The sequence below is a fragment of the Curtobacterium sp. USHLN213 genome (assembly GCF_037144815.1).
GTDB lineage: Bacteria > Actinomycetota > Actinomycetes > Actinomycetales > Microbacteriaceae > Curtobacterium.
The window spans coordinates 109,295-131,967 of record NZ_JBBCYQ010000003.1 but is presented as its reverse complement, the minus strand read 5'-3'; the positions used below and the strand labels follow the sequence as shown (position 1 = coordinate 131,967).

The 22,673-nt window shown below is 69.9% G+C and carries 23 protein-coding genes and 1 tRNA gene; 9 read left to right on the top strand and 15 right to left on the bottom strand.

The features are described 5' to 3' along the window. The first annotated feature begins 8 nt into the window (after positions 1–8). Entirely contained in the window at positions 9–980 is a 972-nt protein-coding gene (pip, locus tag WFH25_RS05225) for a prolyl aminopeptidase (RefSeq protein ID WP_336697037.1), read from the top strand. Here the strand turns inward: pip and WFH25_RS05220 are convergent. The 5 genes from WFH25_RS05220 to WFH25_RS05200 form a co-directional block, all read right to left on the bottom strand. Then, the gene (locus WFH25_RS05220) at positions 945–2,531 is read right to left on the bottom strand and encodes an alpha/beta hydrolase (protein WP_336697036.1); all 1,587 of its coding nucleotides are present in this window, start codon (positions 2,529–2,531) and stop codon (positions 945–947) included. The genes pip and WFH25_RS05220 overlap by 36 nt on opposite strands. After that, on the bottom strand, positions 2,528–3,487 hold the full coding sequence (locus WFH25_RS05215) for an amino acid--[acyl-carrier-protein] ligase (RefSeq protein WP_336697035.1): 960 nt from the start codon (positions 3,485–3,487) through the stop codon (positions 2,528–2,530). The genes WFH25_RS05220 and WFH25_RS05215 overlap by 4 nt, the downstream gene beginning before the upstream one ends. Further along, positions 3,484–4,677, bottom strand: a complete 1,194-nt coding sequence (locus tag WFH25_RS05210) for an acyl-CoA dehydrogenase family protein (protein ID WP_139199191.1) — start codon at positions 4,675–4,677, stop codon at positions 3,484–3,486. Before WFH25_RS05210 ends, WFH25_RS05215 begins: the two co-directional genes overlap by 4 nt. Further along, a complete protein-coding gene (locus WFH25_RS05205) occupies positions 4,674–4,961 on the bottom strand; it encodes an acyl carrier protein (RefSeq protein WP_071294843.1) in 288 nt (95 codons plus the stop codon). Before WFH25_RS05205 ends, WFH25_RS05210 begins: the two co-directional genes overlap by 4 nt. A gap of 113 nt (positions 4,962–5,074) precedes the next feature. Continuing rightward, positions 5,075–5,452 (bottom strand): holo-ACP synthase, encoded by a 378-nt coding sequence (locus WFH25_RS05200; protein WP_336697034.1) that lies wholly within the window; start codon positions 5,450–5,452, stop codon positions 5,075–5,077. A 103-nt stretch (positions 5,453–5,555) separates the two neighbouring features. Here WFH25_RS05200 and WFH25_RS05195 point away from each other — a divergent pair, with 103 nt between their 5' ends. From WFH25_RS05195 to WFH25_RS05185, 3 genes are read left to right on the top strand one after another with little or no spacing between them, the layout of a single operon-like run. Beyond that, on the top strand, positions 5,556–6,608 hold the full coding sequence (locus WFH25_RS05195; protein WP_336697033.1) for a hypothetical protein: 1,053 nt from the start codon (positions 5,556–5,558) through the stop codon (positions 6,606–6,608). Then, positions 6,605–8,179 carry a phenylacetate--CoA ligase family protein gene (locus WFH25_RS05190; RefSeq protein ID WP_336697032.1) on the top strand — a complete coding sequence of 525 codons (1,575 nt, stop codon included), beginning with the start codon at positions 6,605–6,607 and terminating at the stop codon, positions 8,177–8,179. The genes WFH25_RS05195 and WFH25_RS05190 overlap by 4 nt, the downstream gene beginning before the upstream one ends. A 1-nt stretch (position 8,180) precedes the next feature. Beyond that, positions 8,181–8,834 carry a hypothetical protein gene (locus WFH25_RS05185; protein ID WP_336697031.1) on the top strand — a complete coding sequence of 218 codons (654 nt, stop codon included), beginning with the start codon at positions 8,181–8,183 and terminating at the stop codon, positions 8,832–8,834. A 34-nt stretch (positions 8,835–8,868) separates the two neighbouring features. On the opposite strand, the gene WFH25_RS05180 is transcribed toward WFH25_RS05185, so the two are convergent. The 6 genes from WFH25_RS05180 to WFH25_RS05155 form a co-directional block, all read right to left on the bottom strand. Continuing rightward, a complete protein-coding gene (locus WFH25_RS05180; RefSeq protein ID WP_336697030.1) occupies positions 8,869–9,429 on the bottom strand; it encodes a hypothetical protein in 561 nt (186 codons plus the stop codon). Next, complete coding sequence (locus WFH25_RS05175; RefSeq protein WP_070418729.1) at positions 9,426–10,406, bottom strand: aldo/keto reductase; 981 nt, start codon at positions 10,404–10,406, stop codon at positions 9,426–9,428. The genes WFH25_RS05180 and WFH25_RS05175 overlap by 4 nt, the downstream gene beginning before the upstream one ends. A 35-nt stretch (positions 10,407–10,441) precedes the next feature. Continuing rightward, the gene (locus tag WFH25_RS05170; RefSeq protein WP_071301907.1) at positions 10,442–10,969 is read right to left on the bottom strand and encodes a hypothetical protein; all 528 of its coding nucleotides are present in this window, start codon (positions 10,967–10,969) and stop codon (positions 10,442–10,444) included. Between the two features lie 224 nt (positions 10,970–11,193). Beyond that, positions 11,194–12,060: a hypothetical protein gene (locus WFH25_RS05165; RefSeq protein WP_336697029.1), complete on the bottom strand. Its 867-nt coding sequence runs from the start codon at positions 12,058–12,060 to the stop codon at positions 11,194–11,196. Beyond that, the gene (locus WFH25_RS05160) at positions 12,060–12,704 is read right to left on the bottom strand and encodes a SatD family protein (protein ID WP_336697028.1); all 645 of its coding nucleotides are present in this window, start codon (positions 12,702–12,704) and stop codon (positions 12,060–12,062) included. The genes WFH25_RS05165 and WFH25_RS05160 overlap by 1 nt, the downstream gene beginning before the upstream one ends. Positions 12,705–12,969: 265 nt before the next feature. After that, entirely contained in the window at positions 12,970–15,312 is a 2,343-nt protein-coding gene (locus WFH25_RS05155) for an AAA family ATPase (RefSeq protein ID WP_336697027.1), read from the bottom strand. A gap of 164 nt (positions 15,313–15,476) precedes the next feature. On the opposite strand from WFH25_RS05155, the gene WFH25_RS05150 reads away from it, so the two are divergent. Beyond that, positions 15,477–15,549, top strand: a tRNA-Val gene (locus WFH25_RS05150). A 60-nt stretch (positions 15,550–15,609) separates the two neighbouring features. On the opposite strand, the gene WFH25_RS05145 is transcribed toward WFH25_RS05150, so the two are convergent. Further along, positions 15,610–16,035, bottom strand: a complete 426-nt coding sequence (locus WFH25_RS05145) for a hypothetical protein (RefSeq protein WP_281264287.1) — start codon at positions 16,033–16,035, stop codon at positions 15,610–15,612. A 227-nt stretch (positions 16,036–16,262) separates the two neighbouring features. Between WFH25_RS05145 and WFH25_RS05140 the strand changes: the two genes are divergently transcribed. Together WFH25_RS05140 and WFH25_RS05135 are read left to right on the top strand one after the other, a co-directional pair. After that, a complete protein-coding gene (locus WFH25_RS05140) occupies positions 16,263–17,453 on the top strand; it encodes a hypothetical protein (RefSeq protein WP_336697026.1) in 1,191 nt (396 codons plus the stop codon). After that, positions 17,450–17,890 (top strand): hypothetical protein, encoded by a 441-nt coding sequence (locus WFH25_RS05135; protein WP_186317532.1) that lies wholly within the window; start codon positions 17,450–17,452, stop codon positions 17,888–17,890. The genes WFH25_RS05140 and WFH25_RS05135 overlap by 4 nt, the downstream gene beginning before the upstream one ends. 46 nt (positions 17,891–17,936) lie before the next feature. Here WFH25_RS05135 and WFH25_RS05130 read toward each other — a convergent pair whose 3' ends face one another. Continuing rightward, a complete protein-coding gene (locus WFH25_RS05130) occupies positions 17,937–19,022 on the bottom strand; it encodes a tyrosine-type recombinase/integrase (protein ID WP_186317531.1) in 1,086 nt (361 codons plus the stop codon). Further along, the gene (locus WFH25_RS05125; protein WP_186317530.1) at positions 19,022–19,234 is read right to left on the bottom strand and encodes a helix-turn-helix transcriptional regulator; all 213 of its coding nucleotides are present in this window, start codon (positions 19,232–19,234) and stop codon (positions 19,022–19,024) included. Before WFH25_RS05125 ends, WFH25_RS05130 begins: the two co-directional genes overlap by 1 nt. Before the next feature lie 226 nt (positions 19,235–19,460). On the opposite strand from WFH25_RS05125, the gene WFH25_RS05120 reads away from it, so the two are divergent. Continuing rightward, complete coding sequence (locus tag WFH25_RS05120) at positions 19,461–20,186, top strand: hypothetical protein (protein ID WP_144759176.1); 726 nt, start codon at positions 19,461–19,463, stop codon at positions 20,184–20,186. 17 nt (positions 20,187–20,203) lie between these two features. Here WFH25_RS05120 and WFH25_RS05115 read toward each other — a convergent pair whose 3' ends face one another. After that, on the bottom strand, positions 20,204–20,503 hold the full coding sequence (locus tag WFH25_RS05115; protein ID WP_281264289.1) for a hypothetical protein: 300 nt from the start codon (positions 20,501–20,503) through the stop codon (positions 20,204–20,206). A gap of 881 nt (positions 20,504–21,384) precedes the next feature. On the opposite strand from WFH25_RS05115, the gene WFH25_RS05110 reads away from it, so the two are divergent. After that, entirely contained in the window at positions 21,385–22,659 is a 1,275-nt protein-coding gene (locus WFH25_RS05110; protein WP_336697025.1) for an MFS transporter, read from the top strand. Positions 22,660–22,673: the final 14 nt, after the last annotated feature.

Sequence of the window (22,673 nt, the reverse complement as noted above, 5' to 3'; positions counted from 1 at the left end):
CTCCGGGGGTGCACCCGCCCATCGACCCCCACGACCACGGCTGGCTCGACCGCCCCGACGGCGCCCGGATCCACTGGGAGGAGTCCGGCAACCCGACCGGCCGCCCGGCGCTGTACCTGCACGGCGGCCCGGGATCCGGTCTCGGCGCCGGGGGCTACCGACAGCGGTTCGACCCCGAGGTGTACCGGATCGTCGGGCTCGACCAGCGCGGGTGCGGGCGGAGCACCCCGTGGGCGATCGACGACCTCGGGTCGCTCGACCGCAACACGACGGCGGCCCTGATCGAGGACGTCGAGGCGTTGCGGCGACACCTCGGCGTCGAGCGTTGGTTGCTGCACGGTGTCTCGTGGGGCAGCACCCTCGCGCTCGCCTACGCCCTGAAGCACCCCGAGCGCGTCACCGAGGTCGTGCTCGTCGCGGTGACCACCGGTTCCCGTCGCGAGGTCGACTGGATCACCGAGGGGGTCGGGTCGGTGTTCCCGGAGGCCTGGGCGCGGTTCACCGCCGACGTCCCGGCGGGCGTGCGGCCGGTCGAGCACCACGCCCGACTGCTGCGTTCGTCCGACCCCGCCGTCCGGGACGCCGCAGCCGACAGCTGGGACACGTGGGAGTCGACCCACGTCTCGCTCGACCCGGCGTGGCGCCCGGGGCAGCTGCACGCCGATCCCCGGGACCGGCGCAACTTCGCCACGCTGGTCACCCACTACTGGGCGAACGACTGCTTCCTCGATCCGGACGAGGTCCTCCGGCGCGCCGGCGAGCTCGCCGGGATCCCCGGCGTGCTCGTGCACGGGCGACGGGACGTCAGCGGGCCGGTCATCACGCCGTGGCTGCTGCACCGGGCGTGGCCGGGCAGCCGTCTCGAGGTCGTCGAGGACGAGGGACACGGCGGCCCCACCGAGGTCGCGATCGCGCAGCGCGCCATCGACGGGTTCGCCCGCGGGTCAGGCGTGCACGGGGAACGTCGCCGCGACGCGTGACCGCACCTCGGTGAGCACGGCCTGCCGCATCACCGGGGAGAACAGCGAGTGGTCGCCGTCCGGCACCCGCACGAGTTCCACCCTGCCGGTCCGGCCCCGGGTGCCCCACCGCCGGAGGGCACGCGGACCACCGAGCCGCTCGAACAGCTCGACGTCCACGGGCGACGCGATGAGCACGACGTCGGTGCCGTGCTCGACGAGCGGACGGACGTGTCCGACGACCCCGCCGACCCGGTCGCGACGGGCGACCCGGTCGCGCACCCACTCGGGTACGACGGCGTTCCACCAGCGCCGGAGCACCAGCCGCAGCGGCGACGGTTCGTCGATCGCGCGGAGGGCATCGGCGTACGCGCCCACCGCGGCCGGCTGGCGGCGGTAGTCGTTCGGGCTGATCTCGAGGACCATGCGCGGTGCGGCGTCCGCGGAGCGCCCCGCGAGCCACGCGCCGGCGCACATGCCGACGAGCACGAGCCGCCGGGAGTCCACGGCGAGGGCGTCGACCACCGCCTGCTGGTCGTCGATCCACTCCTGCGCGAACATCGCGGACCGCTCGTCCTCGTGGACCGCGGAGCTCTCACCGGTGCCGCTGCGGTCGACCCGGACCACCCGGGCACCGTCGCGGGCGAGGGTCCGTGCGAGGGCGACCTGGTAGTCGGACGCGCCGACGTGGTGCTCGGCGGCGCCGTTGTGCAGCACGACGACCGGGGCGTCCTCGTGCTGGCCGGAGGTGACGGTCTCGATGGCGAAGAGCCGTTCCGGGCCCATCCGGACGATGCGCTCCGACGTGCGGGCGTCCACGTCGAGGACCTCGTCGAGTGTCGGCGGCAGGACCGGCAGGGCCACCGTCGGCGCCCACGCGTCCGTCCACGCCACGACGGTGTCGACGGCGGAGCCCGGGATCCGGGCGACCATGCTCGTGCCGTCGAGGAGCTCGGCGCTCCCGGTGACCTCGGTCGTCGACACGTCGCCGAGCGCTGCGGGGGCGCTGCTGCCCGGGCGCACGAGGGCGATGGTCGGGCCGGTCCGCGCCCGGTAGGTGAGCGCGCCGAGGGCCGCAGCTTCGGTGGGGTCGACGTCCATGCCGACAAGGCTCTCGACGCCGTCGACCACGCGGTCGGCGCCGATCGTGATCGTCGCCAGTGCTCGCTGCTTCCGGAGCCAGGCGCGGCCGGAGGCGGGCGCGTCCCAGAGGACCAGGCCGTCCGTGTCGGAGGCCGCGGCGGCGGCGATCGGCGCGGCGGAGGCCAGGCCGACGTACGCGATCCGCTCGACCCCGGCGTCACGCAGCACCGCTGCGGCGCGACGTGCCGACCGGACCTGCGCGTCGGGATCGCCGTCGGGTGCGGAGTCCCCACGTCCGGACGGGTCGTACCGCACCGAGGCCACGCCACGCGCCTCCAGTCGGTCCGCCAGCAGGCGGAGGGTCCGGTACGCGATGACGCCCTCCTGCCCGAGCGGCGGACAGATCACGACGCCGGCGCGCGCCGCGACGGGGAGCTGCACGGCGACGCGGAGGGCCGGGCGACCCGTCCAGCCGTGGTGGGTGCTCACAGGGCCAGGGCCGCGCGGACCGGAGCCGGCCACGCGTCGGGGTCGGTGCCGTGGGCGGCGAAGAGGGCGATCGTGATGCGCTCCAGGCCGAACGCGACGCAGGCGCTGTGCGCGACCTCGCCGTCGGCCGTGCGGATGCCGAACGAGGTGCCGAAGTGGTCCTCGTGCAGGTTCGCCGAGCCGATCGCGGTCGCCGGGTGCTCCGGGCCGTAGACGGGCGTGACGAACTCGAACTTGAGCGCCTGCTCGACCTGGTTCCGGGCGAGCATCTGCCCGACGCGTCCGAAGAACGGGTCGTTCGCGGGGACGACGTCGATCTCGAGGCCGAACGACTCGAGCAGCGCGCGCATGACCGGGATGCGGTCGTCGCGGTGGTGCTGGGCCGAGGCGGGCGTGCCGATGTGCACGAACTCGTGCATGTGGAACGCCTGCAGCCGCATCGGGTCGAGCGAGGGCTCGCGCCGGAACGAGTCGCCGACGATGTCGAAGGTGCGGCCGTCCTGCGGGACGCGGCCACCGACGAGCCCGTAGACCGGGTGGCAGACCGCCGGGGTCAGCATCAGGTCGGCCGGCTCGAGGAAGCCCTCCCACCGCTCTCCGCGCTCGCGGGCGGCGAGCAGGGCACGGTGCGTGCGGTCGTCACCGGTGAAGCCGGAGATCGACGCGGCGAGGTCCGGGAAGGACGCGATGTAGTCGGTGCGCTCGAACGCCGCGAGCGGCTCCACGGGCGGGAAGCGCAGCACCTCGGCGTCGAGGTCCTGCTGGCTGGCCACGGCCGCGGTGTCGACCGCTGTGTACACGCGCTCGAACACTCCGGTGCGGCCGTAGAGCCCCGGCGACCCGAGGTCGATGAGCACGCCGTCGGCGAGCAGCCGTGCACGCAGCGCGGCGCGGGCGGCGTCGAGGTCGGACGCGGGTGCGGACGGCGTCGTGGTCGTCGGTTCGGTGATGGTCACAGGATGGCTCCGGTCATGAGTGCCAGTGCGGCGTCGTTCTGCAGGAGACGGTCGTTGCTCACCATCACGGCGGCACCGTGCGCGTCTCGGAGGTGCCGGGCGATGCTGAGCTCCCCGGTGGCCGCGAACCCGGCGATGCCGACGATCCGCAGCGCCTGGGTGACGAGGTCGGTGACCCGCTCGGAGGAGCCGATCTTCAGCGCGTTCGCGGCCAGCGCGTACGCCGTCGACTCGAGCACCTCGGGGTCGTCGGCCACCTGGTCGAACCGGGCCGCGGCGTGCCGGACGGCGTCGGCCATGGTCTGCAGGTCGACCAGGAGCTCGGCGAGCCGGAGGGCTCCAGGAGGGGTCTGGCCGACGGCGGCACGCGCCTGCTTGCGGACGGCTCGACGGGCACGGTCCGCAGCGTCCGCCGCGATGCCGAGCCACACCGACGCCCAGAGCACGTGCGACACGGGGAGGACCGTGCGGGCGGAGATCGTCGCGTAGTCGTCGCGGAGGACGCGGTCTTCGTGGGTCTCGGTGTCGAGCAGCCAGCCGTTGCTGCACGTGCCGCGGAGCCCGAGCGTGTCCCAGGTCGAGGTCTGCGTGAGCGTGGTCTCCGCCGGCAGCGCGATGACGAGCCGCTGGTCGGACGCCGGCGCGTCGAGGTCGCGCCGGGCGGTGACGAGGATCGCGTCGGCCTCGGTCGCGTACGAGATGACCGGGGCGTCCTTGCGGAGCCGGATGCGTCCGGCCTGGTCGGGCTCGATGGCGCAGGTGCTCCGACGGGCATCGCCGCCGATGCCGCGCTCGGTGGTCGACGACGCGACGAGGGCGCCGTCCCGCACGGCCTCGATCATCGCGGTGACGCCGAGGGCCACGCCGCCGTGCCGCCAGAGCGCCATGGCCTGGCCGTGGTGCATCGCGAACACCATCGCCGTCGCGGCGCACGCACGTCCGAGTTCGGTCGCGATGACGGAGAGCTCGGCGAGGGTCGCCCCCTCGCCGCCGTGCTCCACCGGGACCGCCGCGGCGAGGAGACCGTGCTCCTTCATCGCGGCGATCGCCTCGCGCGGGGGGCGGGCGTCACGGTCGACCTCGTCGGCGTACCGGGCGGCGATGTCGACCACGAGGGCGGTTCGCTCGGCGAACCGGTCGACGGCGGAGACGGTCGTCCCGGCGCTCGCCGGACGCTCCTCGGTGATCACGCCGCCGTCTCCGCTGCCGTGGCGATGGACTCGATGGTGGCGAAGGTCGACCGGTGCAGCGCGGCGTCGGGGAACTCCACGTCGAGTTCGTTCTCGACCGCGAGCATCACGTTCACGGTGGCGTGCGAGGTCAGCCCGAGGGCGTAGAGGTCGGCGATCGACGCCACGTCCATGGCGTCGACGACGAGCCGTCCGTGGTCGGCGAGGGCTCGCCGGACGGCCAGTTCGGTCGTCGGGGCGACGAGTGCGACGGCGGTCGCTGCGGAGGTCGGGTCCTGGTGCATGCTGGCAACGATAAGGAGGACGGCGGCCCGGAAAGCCGCCGTGCGGGTGCGTGAAACCGCACGCGCCGCGCCGGACCTGAGTGCCTTGACAGGGAGCGACCCAGGGGGCTGCGTCAGCGCTCGGAGAGGGCGACGGCGGTGGCGATCGCCAGTCCCCGTTCGTGGGACAACGAGACCGCGATCGACGTGCAGCCGACCGCCTCGGCGAGCTCCGCCGCACGACCGGTCAGCTCGACGACGGGGGCGCCGACGGTGTCGAGCACGACGGCGACGTCGGTCAGCGGGACGGCGTCCGAACGCTCCGGCCGGAGCAGTTTCAGCACGGCCTCCTTGCCGGCGAAGCGGGCGGCGAGGCGCTCCGGGTCGTCCCCGGCGTCGGCGCGCTCCTGCCGGGTGAAGACCCGGGCGAGGTAGCGCTCGCCGTGCGTGGTGATCCCGGCGATCACGTCCTCGACCGCGGCGAGGTCGGTGCCGGTCCGGATCGTGGCCATGGGCCGAGCGTACGCGGCCTCGGGGAGCACTGCATGCCCCGGACGGCATGGGCGTCACCGGGCGTTCGTATGATCGACCGCAGAGACCACCGAGGGGGAACCGATGGCATCACCGTGGACGGGCATCATCGAGGACGCGCGGCACTACCCGTCGCCGCACAACTCGCAACCGATCGTCGTGCGGGTCGAGGACGACCGCACCGCGACCGTGTTCTACGACCTGCGCAGGGGGTTGCCGGCCGAGTCGTTCGGCATCCCGTTCGGCCACGTCTGCGCCGGGGTGTTCCTGGCCGGGCTCGACGTGGTCGCCCGGGCGCACGGGTTCACGGTGCAGGAACGGCTGGACCACGCCGAGATGGACTTCGGGCGGCTGGACGCCGGCGCCGGTTCCGGCGCGGCCGACGACCACCTGCACCGACTGGGCACGGTCGCGTTGCGTCCGCGAGCCGCCACGGCGGACGACCGGGAGGCGCTGGCCCGCTTCCTCGCACGGCGCACCTCGCGCAGGCCCTACGACGCGACCCTGGTGGACGAGTCCGCGATCCGGGCTGCCGCCGCCATCGCGTCGGCGGCCGGCCACCGCTTCCGCACCACCGCCGACCAGGCCACCGTCGACGAGATCGTCCGGGTCAACCAGGAGACCCTGTTCGACGACCTGCAGCACGACGCCGTGCACGACGAGATCCTGCACTGGCTGCGGTTCTCGAAGCGGCAGGCGGCCGAGTCCGGTGACGGGCTGTCGGCCGAGACGATGCTCATGCCCGGACCGGTGCTGCGGTTCGCGATGGAGCACCGCGGGCTCTGGGAGGCACCCGGCGTCGGCGGGGTCTTCAAACGCGTGTACCTGTCGACGATGCGCGGCGTCCGGCAGCTCGGGTGGCTCGAGGGACCGTTCTCGTCGCCGGCGGACTACGTCGAGGCCGGACGCACCTTCATGCGGATCTGGCTCGAGCTCACGGCACGGGGCGTCGCCCTGCACCCGTTCGGCACCGTGATCACGAACCCGCGGTCGCACGCCGCGTTCGTCGAGCGCGCCGGCGTCGACGAGTCCGACGGTCGGATGGCGTGGATGCTCTTCCGCTTCGGCCACAGCGCACCGCCACCGCTGGCGCACCGCCGACCCGCGGCGGCGATGACGATCGGGGGTGCCCGGTGAAGCGCGCGGCGGTGTTCTCGGTGGTCTGGGTCGTCGAGACGGTCGTGGCGCTGTTCATGCCGCGCGTCGGCACCCACAAGCTCCTGCTCACGCCGGGCATCGAGCCGCTCCGCTGGACCCTCGGACGCTGGCGTGCGTGGCGGACCGCCGAGCGCGCTGCGAAGCGGGTGCCCGCGTACGGCGCGTTCCTGGCGGAGGCGGGGCGTGCCTCCCGTCTGGACACCCGCGGCGGGATCGCCGCAGCGATCTCGGGGCTGCCCGAGATGGACAAGGAGTCGTACGTCAAGCGGTGGAGCATCCCCGAGCGCTGCGTCGACGGTCGGCTGCCCCGGCGCGGAGTCGTCGTCGACGAGTCGAGCGGGTCGAGCGGCACGCCGACGAGCTGGGTGCGCGGCCCCGACGAACGGCAGGCGACCCGCCAACTGCTGCAGCTCGGGTTCTCGCGGACCGCGAAGGACCTGCCGAAGCAGCCGTTCGTGCTCAACGCGTTCTCGCTCGGCGCCTGGGCCACCGGCATGAACGTGACGGCGTCGCTCACCGAGTCGTCGATGATCAAGTCGATCGGGCCGGACCGCGACAAGATCGTGCAGACGATGCGCGAGTTCGGCACCGACTTCACGTACATCATCTGCAGCTACCCGCCGTTCCTGAAGGCACTGTTCGAGGACGACCGGCTCGACTGGAGCGAGTACACGATCGTCGCGGCGTTCGGCGGCGAGGGCATCAGCGAGAACATGCGCGCGCACATCGAGCAGTACGCGCAGGCCGTGCTCGGGTCGTACGGGGCGAGCGACCTCGAGATCAACCTCGGCATCGAGACGCCGTTCAGCGTGCAGCTGCGTCGGGCGATCGCGGCGTCGCCGGAGCTCTCCGCCGCACTGACGAAGCAGGCCGAGTACGGCGTGCTGCCGATGGTGTTCCAGTTCAACCCCTTCGGGTACCTCATCGAGACGAACGAGCTCGGGGAGCTCGTCGTGACGATCACCCGGTCCGAGAACATCAGCCCCCGCATCCGGTACAACATCCACGACCGCGGGCACGTGGTGCGGATGCGCTCGCTGCGCCGGACCCTGCGCGAGCACGGGTTCGACGACCTCGCCGACGCCGCCGAGCTCGACCTGCCGCTGCTGTTCCACTACGGCCGGTCCGACCTGTCCGTCGACTACAACGGGGCGGTCGTCGCGCCGGACGTCGTGCGCGACGTGGTCTACGGCGACCCGGCGCTGCTCGAGGCCGTCGAGAACCACCGGCTGATCAGCTACGAGGACGACCGGGGCGACCGGCAGCTGCACATCGCGTTCCAGCTCGCGTCCGGCGCATCGGGGTTCGACGCCGACGGTGCTCGAGGCGCGGTGGTCGCCGAACTGCGGCGGTTGAACAAGGATTTCTCGAACGCGATCCGGACGGCGCCGCCGGGCACGCTGCCGACCGTGGCGTTCTACCCGTACCGCACCGGACCCTTCCGCGAGGACGGCCGCAAGCTCAAGAACGAGTACGTGTGGCAGCTGCCGGCCGGCTCGGTGGACGAGTGGGACCTCGACCTGGCGTGGACCGCCCCGAAGGAGGCCTGACGTGCCGCGGGACCGTCGGGCGTGGCTGGAGCGGCTGCGGGACGGCCGCTTCGTCGACCCGGTGCCGCTCCGTGTGGCGAGCCTCGTCGCGGTGGCGGTCGGGACCGCCGCGTGCGTCGCGTTCCACACCGAACCGACGATCAGCGCGATCGCGGCCTCCGTCATCATCACGGGCGTGGTGGTGGTCGTGCCGAACCTGTGGTTCCCGTACGCCGACCGCGCGACGGCGCGACGGGTGCACGAGGTCGGTGGGCTGCCGATCCGGCTCTGGCTGCCGGTGCGGCGTTGGGCATCCGGACAGCGCGCCGTCGGGGTGCCGACGTCGCTGCCGGTGGTGTGGACGGTCGACGACGCGGGCCTGCACGGGTGGGCGCCCGAGGAACCGGAGCCGGTGTCGACCGTGCTGTGGTCGGACGTGACGTCGATCGACGTGGGCGAGTACCGGCCTCCGTGGTACCCGACGTTCACGATGTCGTGCCTCCGCCTCGAGACCGTCCACGGGCCGGTCCGACTGCGTGCCCGGTACGGCCTCGGGAGCGTCGGCGGCGGCTCGGACCGGCACGACCGCGAGCTGGTTCGCGCGCTCCGGGCCGTGCACCCTCCGGAGTCGCGACCGGTCCCGCGGGGGAGCGCGCTCGGTCTGCCGGGCGACTGAGGGCGCGGCGTCGCCGGGCGTGGCGCGGTGCGGGTCAGCGGTACTGCGGCGGCCAGTCGAAGGGTGGCGGCAGGTGCGGGACCTCGCCGATCGTCGTGACGTCGAGCACGACCTCGCGGCGGTTCGTCAGCGCGATGGAGCGCGGGTCGCCGATGAACCTGCGGCCGTCGACCCACACCGTCAGCTCGCCACGGAGCCCGCCGACGTGCGCGGGGCCGAGCGAGACGCCCCACTCGTCGAAGAACTGCCCGAGCGTGAAGGTCTGCCGGGTGGGGGACTCGACGTGCAGGATGCCCGAGGTGTCGTGCGTGTGCAGCTGCGCGGCGAACCGTCGGGTGTCCGAGTGCCCGACGTTCGCCGGCACCGTCACGGGGACGTCGCCGTCGAGGATCGTCAGGTGGGTGTGCACGTGCTCGGCGAGTCGCTCGCCCCAGACGTTGCGCAGTCCGGCGTCGTCCGCGTGCTCGGCGAGGGCCGTCGGCGCGGGCCACGGGGGAGCGGACCGCGAGGTGCCGTCCGCCGGTGCCGTCCCGCCCGCGATGAGCGCCAGGACCGTGAGGGCCGCGAGCGCTGCGCCGACGGCGGCCGGCTTCACCACCGGTCGTGCACGGCGGCGCGGAACCACTCGTCGTACAGCTCGCGGACGGTCTCGTCGAGGCCCGGGACCTCGGGCAGCGAGCCCGCACCGGCGTTCGACCGGGCCTGCTCCGGGTTGCGTGCGCCGGGGATCGCCGCGGTCACGCCGTCCTGGGCGATGATCCACGCGAGCGCCGCCTGCGGGACCGAGACGCCGTCAGGCAGCGATGCCGCGAAGGCCTGGGCAGCGCGCACCCCGTCCTCGAAGTCGACGCCGCTGAAGGTCTCGCCCTGGTCGAACGCCTCGCCGTGGCGGTTGTAGTTGCGGTGGTCGCCCTCGGCGAAGGACGTGTCCGCCGTGTACTTGCCGGACAGCAACCCCGATGCCAGCGGGACGCGCGCGAGGATGCCGACCCGCGCCTCCTGGGCCGCCGGCAGCACGCGGTCGAGCGGCTTGAGACGGAACGCGTTGAGGATGATCTGGACGGTGGCGACGCCGGGGCGGGCGATCGCGGTGAGCGCCTGGTCGGCGGTCTCGACGCTGACGCCGTAGGCGGCGACCGAGCCGTCGGCGACGAGCGCGTCGAGGGCGTCGTACACGGCGTCGTCGGCGACGACCTCGGTCGGCGGGCAGTGCAACTGGACGAGGTCGAGGGTGTCCTGCCGCAGGTTCCGGCGCGAGCGGTCGACCCACTCGCGGAAGTTCGCGGCGACGTAGTTGGACGGGACCTGGTCGGCGCGGCGGCCCATCTTCGTCGTGACAGTGAGCGGGACGTCGGGGTTGGCCGCCCGCCACGCGCCGATCAGTTGTTCGCTCCGGCCGTCGCCGTACACGTCGGCGGTGTCGAACAGCGTGACGCCGGACTCGACGGACGCGTCCATGACGGCGTTCGCGTCGGCGTCGGAGACCGGGCCCCAGTCACCGCCGAACTGCCAGGTGCCGAGGCCGACGACGGACACGGGGCGGCCGGTACGGCCGAGGGTGCGACTCTGCATGACGGCGAGCGTACCCAGGACGGTGCCGGGCGGGATCAGGTGGGGGTGGCGACGCCGCGGCCGAGCAGTCGTTTGGCGGCCCGGGCGCGGGGGATCACCCAGAGTGCGCTCCACAGGCCGAGGCCGATCCAGAGCAGGATCAGCATCGTCGTGATGACCGGTCCGTGCTGGTCCCGCATCGACCAGGTCATGAGGATCCAGATCGTCGAGAGCACGATCTTGCCCCAGCCGGCGACCTCGCGCTCGGCCTGGGCCTGCACGAGGGGGATCCACTCGGCGGCCGGCACGGTCGGGGGCACCTCGCCGTCGAGCACCCAGTTGCGGACGACGACGCTCCGGTCGTACCCGCCCTCGGCGCGCCAGGAGCGGAGCTGCAGGACGACGGCGATCGCGATGCCCACCGCTGCCGCCGGGACGCCGAGGCCGACGAGGAGCGCCGGGGTCGGTTCCGTCCACGACGACGCCACGAGGACGACGAGCACGACGGCGAAGGCGGCACCGGTCGCACCGGCACCCAGCAGCCGCAGGCGGCCGGCCTCGTCGAGGACTCCGACTCCGTTCACGTAGACGACGCTACCCGGCGACGACCGGGATCTCCCGGGGCGGCCGCTGTGCATCCGGCCTGTGGCGTCGGCGGGGCGCTGGCGGCGGTGCGCTGGCGGCGTCGAACCACGGATCCGACATCGAACCGGGACCAGGCGGTTGTTCGATGTCGGATTCGTGGTTCGACGGGGAGCGCGGTGCCCGGCGACGTGGGTCACGGGTCGCGCGGGACTCGCCCGGGGCCTCAGCCCTGTGCGAGCAACCAGCACATGCCGGCCGCGGCGAACGCCATCGCCCAGCTCACCAGGCTGCCGATGAGGAAGTACTCGGCCTGGTACCCGGTCGTCTCGCGGCGGATCTCCGGGAAGCGGACGATGCCCTTGGCCGCGATCAGCGCCGCGACGACGGGGAAGGCCCCGACCAGCGAGAACCCGGCGAGCAGCAGGCGTTCGATCGGTCCGATCATGCGGCCGCCCTGCAGCAGGACCGTGCCCTGGCCGGCGTCGTCGTCGCCTGCAGGTTGGGCCTCGCGGACGTCCCGTCGGGGTCGTCGAGCGAACAGCCGTCGACCCCGGCCGTCCTCGACCGCACGCCCGACGGTGTCCGGGGAGAGCCCCGGCGGGAGGGCCTGGGCGACGACGACGTTGGCCGAGTCGACCAGGAACAGCGCCGCTCCGACGCCGCCGACGATCGCGGCGAGCGGGACGGCGGCGACGAAGGCCGGCGCGGAACCACGCTGCCACTCGACGACGAACCCCGAGGGATCGACGGACGGGACCGTCAGCAGCAGCACGGCGAGCGCGACCGCGAGCAGGACCGACGGCCACGAGCCCGAGCGGCGCCACCAGACCCGTGGCGGCGTGGTCGACGGCCGGGCGTCGGTCGGCCGCACCGGCGTCGTCGTGGCGATCCACAGGGCGGCGAGCACGATCGCGCTGGCCACCGCCCCGACGGGGAGGCCGAGGCCCGGCACGGCGACGACGGCCACCCCGATCCACAGCAGCAGGACCACGATCGCGGTCAGGACGCGGCGTGGTGCGGCGTCGGTGCCGGTCCGGGTGCGCACGACGTCGGCCGTCCCGATCAGGGCGAGGAGGACCCCGGCGAGCATCAGCGGCCCCCGTCCCCGAGGACCCGCAGGCCCTCGACCAGTGCGGCGACGCCCGACTTCTGCACGGACTGGGACACCGCCGACGGGGTGATGCCCTCGTCAGCAGCGATCTGCGCCTGGGTCCGGCCCTGGACCAGCCCGAGGGCGATCCGCCGTGCACGCGGGGTCAGGCGCGCGACGACGTGGTCGCGGCTCAGGAAGTAGGCGTTCACGAGTCGCTCCGTCGGTCCGTGGCGGTCCTCGGCGTCGTGGTACCAGGCCCGGAGGAACGCGGTCCGGCCGTCCTCGCGCCGGTGGGTCTCGTTGATGGCGTCGCGTGCGGACCACCACCCGGGGCCGTCCTGCAGGGGACCGACCGCACCCGCGCCGATCGTCCGCACCGTGCCGCGCCCGATCCCGAACCGGATCTGCACGGTCGGCGGGAGGGCGAGGATCGCGGCCGTGGTCGCGACGAGTGCGTCGGTCAGCGTGGCGTAGATCACCTGGAACTCGTCGCCGACGGTGGCGCGCAGCGGATCGACCGCCTCGACCGCTGGGGTACCGTCGAAGGCGCGCTCGACGTCGCGCTGGGCCGCCGCGCGGTCGTCGAGGGTGCGGGAGTCGACGAGGTCGACGATCACCGCGATCACGGGGGCGGAGTGCACGTGTTAAGGATACGACTTCACATCGCCGAAAGTAAGCCTGTGGCTGAACATCGGGCGGGGTGTCCGACGCCGTAGACTCGACGTGAGGGCCTTTAGCTCAGCTGGTAGAGCGCCACGTTTACACCGTGGATGTCAGTCCCGTCGCTCGCGCTCCGCTGGTCGCCGAAAGACCAGGTCAGGACGGTGATCGTCCCGTTCCCTCTGACTGGTCCGAGCGTTGCTCCGTGTCCGTGTCGGTTTGGTGTCGGTGCGGAAATGGCAACGGCTAGGCGGCAGCGACCGGTTCCACCGTGACCGAAGCCGCACCGATGTACGAGAGGCCCGGCACGACGGCGGCGCACATCTGCTCGAAGTGCGGCCGATCCACTGCCGCGATGAAGCGGAACACCGACTCGAGGACGACCACCGCCTCGTGCACGTCCACGGGCCGAGAGATGTCCGCTTCTTCGCTGTGCGACGACTGGTGAAGGAACCGCACCAGACGCTGGCGGAGTGGCTGCTCGATCTGGTGTTCGTCGAACGCCGTCCGCATGCTCCCTTCGAAGTCGCCCATGAGCACTGGCAACCGAAAGGCCAGGAACGACTCCAAGAGCCGCCTCGCGGCGTTCGGTAGGAGCGCAGCAGCTTCAAGCTCAGCCTCGAACTGCGTACCGGAGTTCCGCTCGAGGACGGCACTGCCGACTCGCCAGAACAGGTAGTGGTACTGGGAGCGCAGCTTCTTGCGGAGCTGAGGGTCGCTCCAGCTCCGCAGCACAGGCACACGACGGGGAACGTCCTCAGCGTCGCGACTCACCCTCGAGCGCAGCTCGTGCAATGAGTACGAGTTGTCCCGGCGGAGCCGCGAGTGCAGCCGGTCCAGTTGGTTCACCCACATCCGGAAGAGCTCGAAGCTGTGCGTGAGCAGGATCAACTGGTGGCGGATGCCCGCTCCGACGAAGGTGTTCCAGAGGTGCCCGGAGACGCCGACCATGATCTCCTGGTCCAGACTCGACACCGGATCGTCAATGACGACGGTCAGGTCGGCGCCACGCATCGTCTCGTCGCGGAGGCTGCACAGGAAGTGGAGCAGCGAGATCGCCGTCCGCTCGCCCTCGCTGAGACCGACGGCCGGGCGCCCGTCCCGTTCGATGGCGTAACGCCCATCGACGGCGGTGAAGCGGAGCTCGTCGCGACCGAGGAGGACGGCAACGTCTCGGGTGAGCTCGCTTGCAAGTGGTCCCGCGTCGAGCCCGGCAGAATTCAGGCGCCCACGTTCGCGGGTCAACTGCTCGCGCTCGGCGCCGTGGTCTGCCGCTTGTTGCTCGGCGCCGAGCGCTCGCTCCGACAGCGACACGTACTCCGAGCGGATCAACTCGACCCGAGCGCGCTCGACACGGTCGGCGGCGTCCGCGCGGATCGACTCGAACGCCGCCGAACGCTCGTTGTGGTCCCGCAGCACGAGGTTGATCGCGGCCACGTCGTCCGATTGGCCGTCGACAACACCGGGATCGAACGTGACCACGTCGAACATCGCGGAGCGCTTGGTCTCGATCGCACGGCGAACCGCGTCGAGGGCCTCGCTTCGAGACGTGGTGGCCTCTCGCACCCCGGCGAGCAGCTCACCGTACGACTCCCGGAGCGGCGGGTACAGGAGATTTGCTGCCGGCGCGCGGGAGATCATGCCCTGCTGAGCCGCGATGACCGCTGCGACGCGGCCGTCCAGCATGTCGAGCGTGCGCTCCAGCTGCCGGAACCGGCCGTCGAAGTGCGCGGCCAGAGCACCTCGGCGTTCGTCGGTCACCACACCGCCACAGAACAGGCACCGATCGCGTTGCTCGTGCCTCGACACGCCTTCACTCACCCAGGTGCTGTCCTCGGGATGCGCGGCCAGGTCGTCGAGGACCACGTTCGACACCGAGGTGGCAAGCGCGTCACCCACCTCGGCGACGAGCGGAACGACACTTTCACCGGTGATGGTGAGGAGGGAGACTGGCTCCATCTTCTGCGGACGAACAGTGCCGAGATGCGTCGAGATGACCTCGTCGAGGGGTTCGTCGAACCTGGTCGGCAAGGCATCCAGCAAGGTCTTCACCTGGCGACGGTTGTAGGCCCGGCCGTACCGTGCGCTCACGTGCTGCAGCTCGCTGTGGATCGTCGTCGCGGTCGCAGTTGCGAGACGGTCCGCAGCGTTTCTCGCGCGGCCGGCGTCCTCAACCGCGAGACGCTCCTCGCTCTCGATGATCTCGAGGCGTTCGGCGATCTGCGCGAGCCGTGTCTCGCGACCAACGCTCTTCTGGCCGAGGACGAGAAGCGGTGCTGCCTCGCTGCGATCGGTGCCGAAGCTCAGGTTGTTCTCGACGTAGTCCTGGTTGAACACGCGGACGCGTGTCCAGAAGGGGTCCTCGCTCGACGTGACTTGGCGAAGCCTGTCGCCGTCTTCGACTGAGACGTGCACGGTCGAGGCCGATGATGCCGCGGTCGCCTCGCCGAACGCGCGTGCGACTGACGACTTGCCGGTGCCGTTGCCGCCATAGACGACGTTGATCCGTTCGAAGTTGAAGGAATCGCTGCCGGGCTGCCAACGCCGGAAAAGACCGATGCCGTCGATACGGACGATGCGCTTGATCACGGGACCCCCGGCCCTTCGAGTGTGGACCCGGTCGGGTCGAACGAGCGCCGCAGCGCCGAGGGCAAGTATCGCGCAGGCGAGAGTCGGCCACCGTCGTCGGCGACGGCGAGTCAAGTCGCTCGTCGTCACGATGTCAGCTCATCGCCAAGTAGGATCGGCCTTGAGGGCTCTTAGCTCAGTTGGTAGAGCACTTCGCTTACACCGAAGTGGTCGGCGGTTCGAGCCCGCCAGAGCCCACCGGACCCTGGCAATGGTTCCGGCTCGAGCACGGGTCAGCTCCGCCGACTCGGCTCGTGATCAGCCGACGTAGAACACGTGGGGCGCACGGGCCTGCACCGAGAGCTGTCCGCCGGGACCGTTGCCCCCTACGATGACTTTGAACGGCTGCCCCGAGCCGTGATTTCGTCCAGCGCATGCGCACTCACACAGCCATGCGTTTTCGGGGAGTCCCGTCTTCCAGCACGCTTCCACGCACTTCTCGACACCGCCATGCTGAATCACCGTTACCCGGCCGTATCGTGCGGCGAGACCGTGGATGACAGCGTTCGTGTGCGGCCGCGAGACCGACCATGATCGGGAGCTGGGGGAGTAGTCGACCTGACCACGCCGTGAAGCGTTGAACATGTCTCCGAGGATGGTGTAGCCGCGTCCGTTGCCCTCGAACGGCATGTTCTGGATCTCCGTGCGCCGACCAGGACGAATCGTCACCGTGAGATCACCCATGCTCGGAGCCTAGAGGCTCTCGAGCGGTGCGCGCCGGAGGTCTGGAGCGGGATTGGGGCAAGGCGCACTTGTACGCGTCACCTTCTTGATGGCCTCCGGTCGGCGAGTTGACTTGCTCGACACCCGAACTCGGGGTCGCTTCGAAGGCCGACATGAGGGATCGTCGGTCGGATGGGGAGCACGGCAGCCACCGAGTCTGGATCGTTGAGCCACCACGCGGTGTTGCCGTGAGCGCCGACCAGCCAGGGACGATCGCGGTCACTCTGCACGGGAGCCGCGTGATGATCGACCGCGTCGTCTTCGTCGAGCTGTTCGAGAACTCTGTCGTGAGTGCACGCGTTCCGTATCGCCACGCCCTCGAACGGTCAACGATCAGCTTTTCTGATCTCGTCGATCTGGCGCGCACCGCACAGGTGCCGTACGCACTCTGCTTCGCGCCGCGCGAGCTGGTTCGGGCGCAGGTCGAAACGAAGACGCAGAAGCTGCTGCAAGGGTTGAGCAAAGACACCTTCGCCGTCAACTCGCGTACGACGATCGAGCTCAGCGACGTCGAGCTCATCGTCAAGGATCTTGTGCGGAAGCAGATGATGCTGCGCACTCACGACGAGTCGCTCGCCGAGAACAAGATCGTTGGAGTCCTCCGGAAGCCTCGGGCGACGATCGAGGAGGACGTCGCCGTGCTGCTCACAGCTCTCGACTTGGATGTGGCCGTACTCCGCTCGGCTCGATCGAAGGGCGCCGCCCTGTCGTTGCTCATCGAGACGCTGGAGTCGCACCAGATCCTCGTCTCGCGCAGCGTCCGCGGCTTCATGCCGCAGCTCATCGAGGTCAAGTTCAGTGGGCTGACCATCAAGGACAAGAAGGTCCCGTACATCTTCCTCTCGCGGGGGAGTCACGGCGACGACGAGGAGCCGGAGGGGCGTCAGCTCTTCACGCTTACCCTTCTCACCGTCTTGGTCGCTCGCGGCATCTTCGCCCCGGTGACCTACGACGGCCGGAACCTTGCGTCGAACCCGGGCCGCGAGTACGACATCGTTGGCGAGGTCCTAATGCCGGCGGCGCAGATGCGAACGGTTCCGTCCGACGACCTCGGGAAAATCAGGAGCACCGCCGACTCGTTCAAGGTGACTCCGAGCGCGCTGGTCGTGCGCCTCCAGCGGCTCGGACTCATCAGTTGTGTCGGTGCTCAGCAACACCTCGAGGAACTTCGCCTCGAGTTCGCCAGCCGGCCGAAGTCGCAGGGCCGCCAACCGAAACCCGTGAACGGGGTCCGGACGTACAACGGCCGGGAGCTGTCCGTTCGCATGCTCGGCGCGCTGGATGCCGGCAAGATCACCGAAGGTGAGTTCTGCCGAGCGGTCTGCGCGAACAAGATCCGACCGCGAGAGATCCGGGACTTCCGGGAGGCGCTCGAATGATGGGGACGTTCTACCTCCTCGACAACAACGCGTTGACTCGGCTGACGCCGGAGCAACGCTCCTCGGCGTTCGTGCACGAACAGTGTCGGCTACCGTCCGAAGTGCTCCACGAAGCACGATTCCTTCCGGACGTCGATTCGCTGCGCGCGCTCGAATACTCGACCGATGAGGGCGTCCTCCTGCACCTCGCTGCCGTCCTTCAATGTGTTCCAGCCGACGACACGACCCTCATCGACCTCTACGCAAATCTCGGGAATGCCGACCCGATGTTGCTCGCGTGCGCGCTCGACGCGATGGCCGAGGCTGAGCTGGGTCTGTTCGGTGCGGAGTGGGTGGTCGTGTCGAACGACCGCGCCGTGGTGACGCTGGCTGGTGACCTAGGCGTGCCGACACTCTCGAGCGACGAGTTCTCGTTGGTGCTCATCGAGGAGGGCTGAGACGGAGCGGCCGGGCCGGGCCCCGTTCGGTTCCGCTGCCTCCGCCTCATGACAAGTCTCGCTCCTCGGAGCGCTCGCGTCGAGCTCGCATCATCCGGGCGATGGCGGCCATGTCGCCGTCGTCGTTCATCCAGTGGGAGTAGCGGTTGACGGTCTGCTGTGTCGTGCTGTGACCGAGCCATACAGAGATGGTCTTGACGTTGATTCCGTCGCTCATCCACGCCGTCGCGGCGGTGTGGCGAAGGTCGTGGACACGATGGTTCCCTGCCGTCGTCTTCCAGCGAAGGTCGCGGGTGAAGTTCGGTCCGCTCAGTTCGGAGCCGCCGGTCGACCGGAACAGGAACGCGTCGGGCGACTTGCCATCAGCATGGCGCATCGCGATTTCCTCTGCGTTGCCCATGAGAGGGACCTTCCGGCTTCGCCGTCCTTTCGTCTGCTTTTCGGGGTACCCGTCGCTCTTCGAGCGCTCGACCATGACTGCGGGGAAGGGGTTCGTGACGATGTTGCGGACACGGAGCGCCTTCATCTCTCCCCAGCGCAAGCCGGTCTCCCGAAGAAACTCGACAACGTCGGCGTAGTTCGGGTTCAGGGCTCGCTGAGCCACGAGCATCGACCTGAACTCCGACTCGGTGAAGGGCCGGACGGTGTTCGTTTCCGTTCCGTCCCCGCGACCGAGCGGCGCATCCAGGACTGGGTTGTGCGAGATGTACGCCTCCCGCACCGCGTACGCGAAGACCCCACCGAGCGACTCCCGAATTCGCTTCGCGGTGCTGTGCCGCTTGGTGCGCACGAGGTTGGCGACGTACCTTCGCAGCTGCCGGCCGTCGATGGAACCGATGGGAAGCCGCTTCATCTGGTCTGAGACGTGGAGGCGGAGGTTTGTCTCATCGGTGTCGTAGGTCTGCTGCGAGACGAGTCCGCGCCGCTCGGTCAGGAACTCCTTGATGAGTTCTGCGAGCGTCATCTCGGCGTTGCGAGGGTCGGACCAGGTTCCGGATGCGAGAGTCGTCTTCTGGCCGAGCTCCCAAGCGTCGGCGTCCTTCTTCCGGTCGAACGTCGCCATCGAGACCTGCTTGCCGCGGTGGTAGACGCGGGCGCGCCAACGTCCGTTGTCCGCCTTCTTGACGCTCATCAGGCTGCCTCCGCCTCGTCGCTCAGCATGTTGAGCCATGCATCGACGTCGGACGTCCGAAACCTGAGGGCTCGACCGATGCGGACGCCCCTCGGGCCGCGTCCCTGGCTTCGCAGCGAGTAGAGCGTGCTCTTCGAGGTCTGCGTGTAGTGGCTGAGCTCGTCCATCGTGAGCATTGGCTCCAGCTGGGGGTTCGCGCTCGCGTCGGTCATGGATTGTGTATGCGCGGACGCATTCGGTACGCCGCACGTCGCGCAGCGGGTCTGGGTTTCGGTCATGGGAGGCCTATGCGTCGCTCACGGGACCAGCACCCGGAAACCGGGTTTTGCCTGGTCAGGCGGTAACTCGGGACGATCGTCGCCAGTCCAGTCGGTCACGATCGCACGCGAGACCGGGGAGTGGGGCGCCCGTTCCTTGAACATCTGGCACCCTTTGAGCGTGGCAACGATCATGACGAAGACAAAGGCAGCCGCGACCATCCGGGAGCACCTCGCCCAGAGCGGCGTCGATGTGACGAAGCTCCACACGGTCACGAACACCGCTCAGCTCGTCATTCTCGAAGACGACCTCGTCGTTTCTGCAGCGTTGCTTCGGCCGCGCGGCGTGACCGCCGACCAGGTCACGCCGGTCCTCGAGCGAGCTGAGATGCGAGCGGTTCGGGTGTACGTGGTGTCTGGCTGGAACGAGGATGCAACTGCGGCTCTTGACGCGGTAGGCATCGAGCGATTCAGCATTGGGTCAAACGGTGTTGTCACAGCGGACAACGTGGTGGCGGAGATCTCGGCTGCCTCGGGAGCGCTGCTGGACGAGGCTAGGGCGCTGAGCGTTGTCAACGACATCGCGGCCGCCGCACACCGGCTCCAGGCTGCGGCGGAGCAGCTTGTCGATCTGGCTTTGCGAGTCCGTATCGCGCAACAGCGCGGAGCTGTCACGTCGACGGAATGGTTGGACGTCGTGGACATTCGGAGACGAGTAGACGACGCGCGGAACTTGCTGGCTCCTGCTCTTGATCGTGCGAAGGTGGCGGTGCCCTTCGGCCGTGTTCCAGCGAGTCGGATCGCTCGTTGGCTTCCGGTCAGATCTGCGAACGAGACGCTGGCGGAAGTCATGGCAATCGGTCGCCGAGAGATCGACGCGTCGCAGAGGGCGCTCGGGCTGGCGTAGCGTCGCCAGCCCTGGCGTCAGGGCTCGTCGGGCAGCTCCGTCAGGGTGCGTCGAATGAGCTCGTGGGAGAGCACTCCGACATCCGTTCCGGCGTGCAAGGCCTTGAGTGCTCCGATGAGCTCCTCCCGCGCGATGTTCGCAACCTCCCCGCTGTCCCAAACTTCGGCCGCGCGCACCCGCCATCGGGTGCGTCGGATGACCTCGAACGCGGTCTCGTCCGACGCCGGGTCCTGCGCGGCGAGAAGAACGAGTCGTTCGAGTTCACGTGAGGTCTGGAGCAGCGCCCATCGTGCGCGCAGTTGAGATGCGATATCCATGCTCGTCTCTATGCGCGGAGTTCCTCGACCTGCTCCTCCGAGCCGTGCGAATTGGGCCTCAGAATGACACGCCGGGGCCAGCGCCAGCTCGCCAATTTCGCCCAGAACAGGGCCGAATTTTCGCTCGACGCCTCACCCATGTCGGAGACGGCGGAACCGTTGCGTCTTGTGAGGAAAGACCAACGGGCCAGACGACGTGGCACGCGGCGATGCGATCCTACGAGGCTCCCGCTGGTCCGTTGCGCCCGTGTCAGGCTCCGGTAGAGGAGCGGCGCGACGACGATGTCGTGGAGGCCTGAGGTCACCTCTCAGACCGTTCATGCGCGGCTCCTGTCGTCGACACGTCATCGCTTCGCCTTCGCCGAGCCCGCTGTCGTACACACCACGGGTCACGGCGGACGCACCGCGAGTGTCCTCGTCTCGTCAATTCACGTCGGGCCGACATCAGGGTGCTGCCGAAGACGGCCCCGCATGCTCGCCGCCCAGGTCGTGATCTCCCGGCAAGGCGTCGTGCGCCTGCCACGCGCGTCACATCTTGGTGATGTCCTTCTGGACACTGTGCCGACGTGAGCGCACCGACGTGGCGCTGCCGTTTGCGGTTCGCCGACCGTTCCTCCTGGACGATTCGACATCATCACACCGCTCGCTACGACGCTGTCGGCCAACACGCGATCTTGGCTGACGATCTCGCGCCGGTCCTACTGCCTTGGCGCGACCAGGCTCCACCCATTGATGGTCATTAGCGGCGCTACCGCGCACATAAGGAGAACCGGGACCGCGGATACTCCGACCCTCCCTAACGTTGACGGTCGAGGGGTGACACGTCTGGCAGTGACGCCGACTGGCCCAGCCCTCGTGTCCGCTCAACGAGGAGAGGCCCAATGCAGTCCACCCGCACCGTCGCGCGAGCACGACGCGCAGCTTTCGCCAGCTTCCTCGGCGGCACCCTGGAGTACTACGACTTCTTCGTGTACACGACCGCGGCATCGCTGATCTTCGGCCGGGTGTTCTTCCCTGCGGGGGATCCGACCGCCGCGCTGATCCAGTCCTTCGCGGTGCTCGGAGTCGGATACGTGTTCCGGCCGATCGGCGCCTTCATCTTCGGGCACCTCGGCGACCGCGTCGGCCGGAAGAACACGCTCGTGGCGACGCTGACGATCATGGGCGCCTCGACGTTCCTCATCGGCGTCCTCCCCACGTTCCAGACGGCCGGCTACCTCGCGCCGATTCTGCTCGTCGTGCTCCGGATCCTGCAGGGCTTGTCCGCCGGTGGCGAGACCGCCGGCGCTTCCACGTTGACGGTCGAGGAGTCGCCGGAGGGTCGCCGGGCGTTCTACGCGAGTTTCACGTCTTCGGGCATCAGCGCCGGGATCATCCTGGCATCGCTCGTCTTCCTTCCCGTCGCCGCGCTGCCGGAAGCCGCCCGCGACAGCTGGGGATGGCGAGTCCCGTTCCTGCTTTCCGTCGTCGTCCTGATCGTCGCGTACCTCGTGCGCCGCCGCCTCGAGGAACCTGAGGTGTTCGTCGACGAGAAGGACGCCCATCGGCGCGCCCGTCTGCCGATCGTCGAGCTGTTCCGGTCGAATCCGAAGGCGTTCCTGGTCGTCGTACTGATGTCGCTGGTGATCGTCATCAACACGTTCATGCAGTCGTTCGGCCTCGCGTACGCGACCCAGATCAGCACGCTGTCACCGGCGGACATGCTCTGGACCAGCGTCGCGGGCAACGTGCTCGCTGTCGTCTGGGGACAGCCCGTTCATCGTCGCGGCCCCGGGGACATCGCGGAACTCGAATCAGGACACTCCGACGACTGGGGTCCACGAGCGCTTCTTGCCTGTCTACGGAAGCTTTGTGGCGGCGGGCCCACGGAAGCCGAGCGGGTGGTCGTTGAAGACGCCTGGGCCACAAACGATGAGTTTCGCGTCATCTACTCCTGGACCGGTGGCCGACGAGTCGGCATCATCCGGAATAGAGAGACCACCATCGACCGGATGGACGTCTACGCAACCGGAGACATTGCGACACCCGAAGAGTTCGGCCAGGAGGTAGCGGACTTCAACATCGGAGAGCCCCTGGGGGCGTACGGCGACATCCTCGATGTTGATGCCGACGGTCTCGGGTGGTGGGGCCACATCCCCCTTTGCCGCCGCTCGTGACCGCCCGTTGAGTG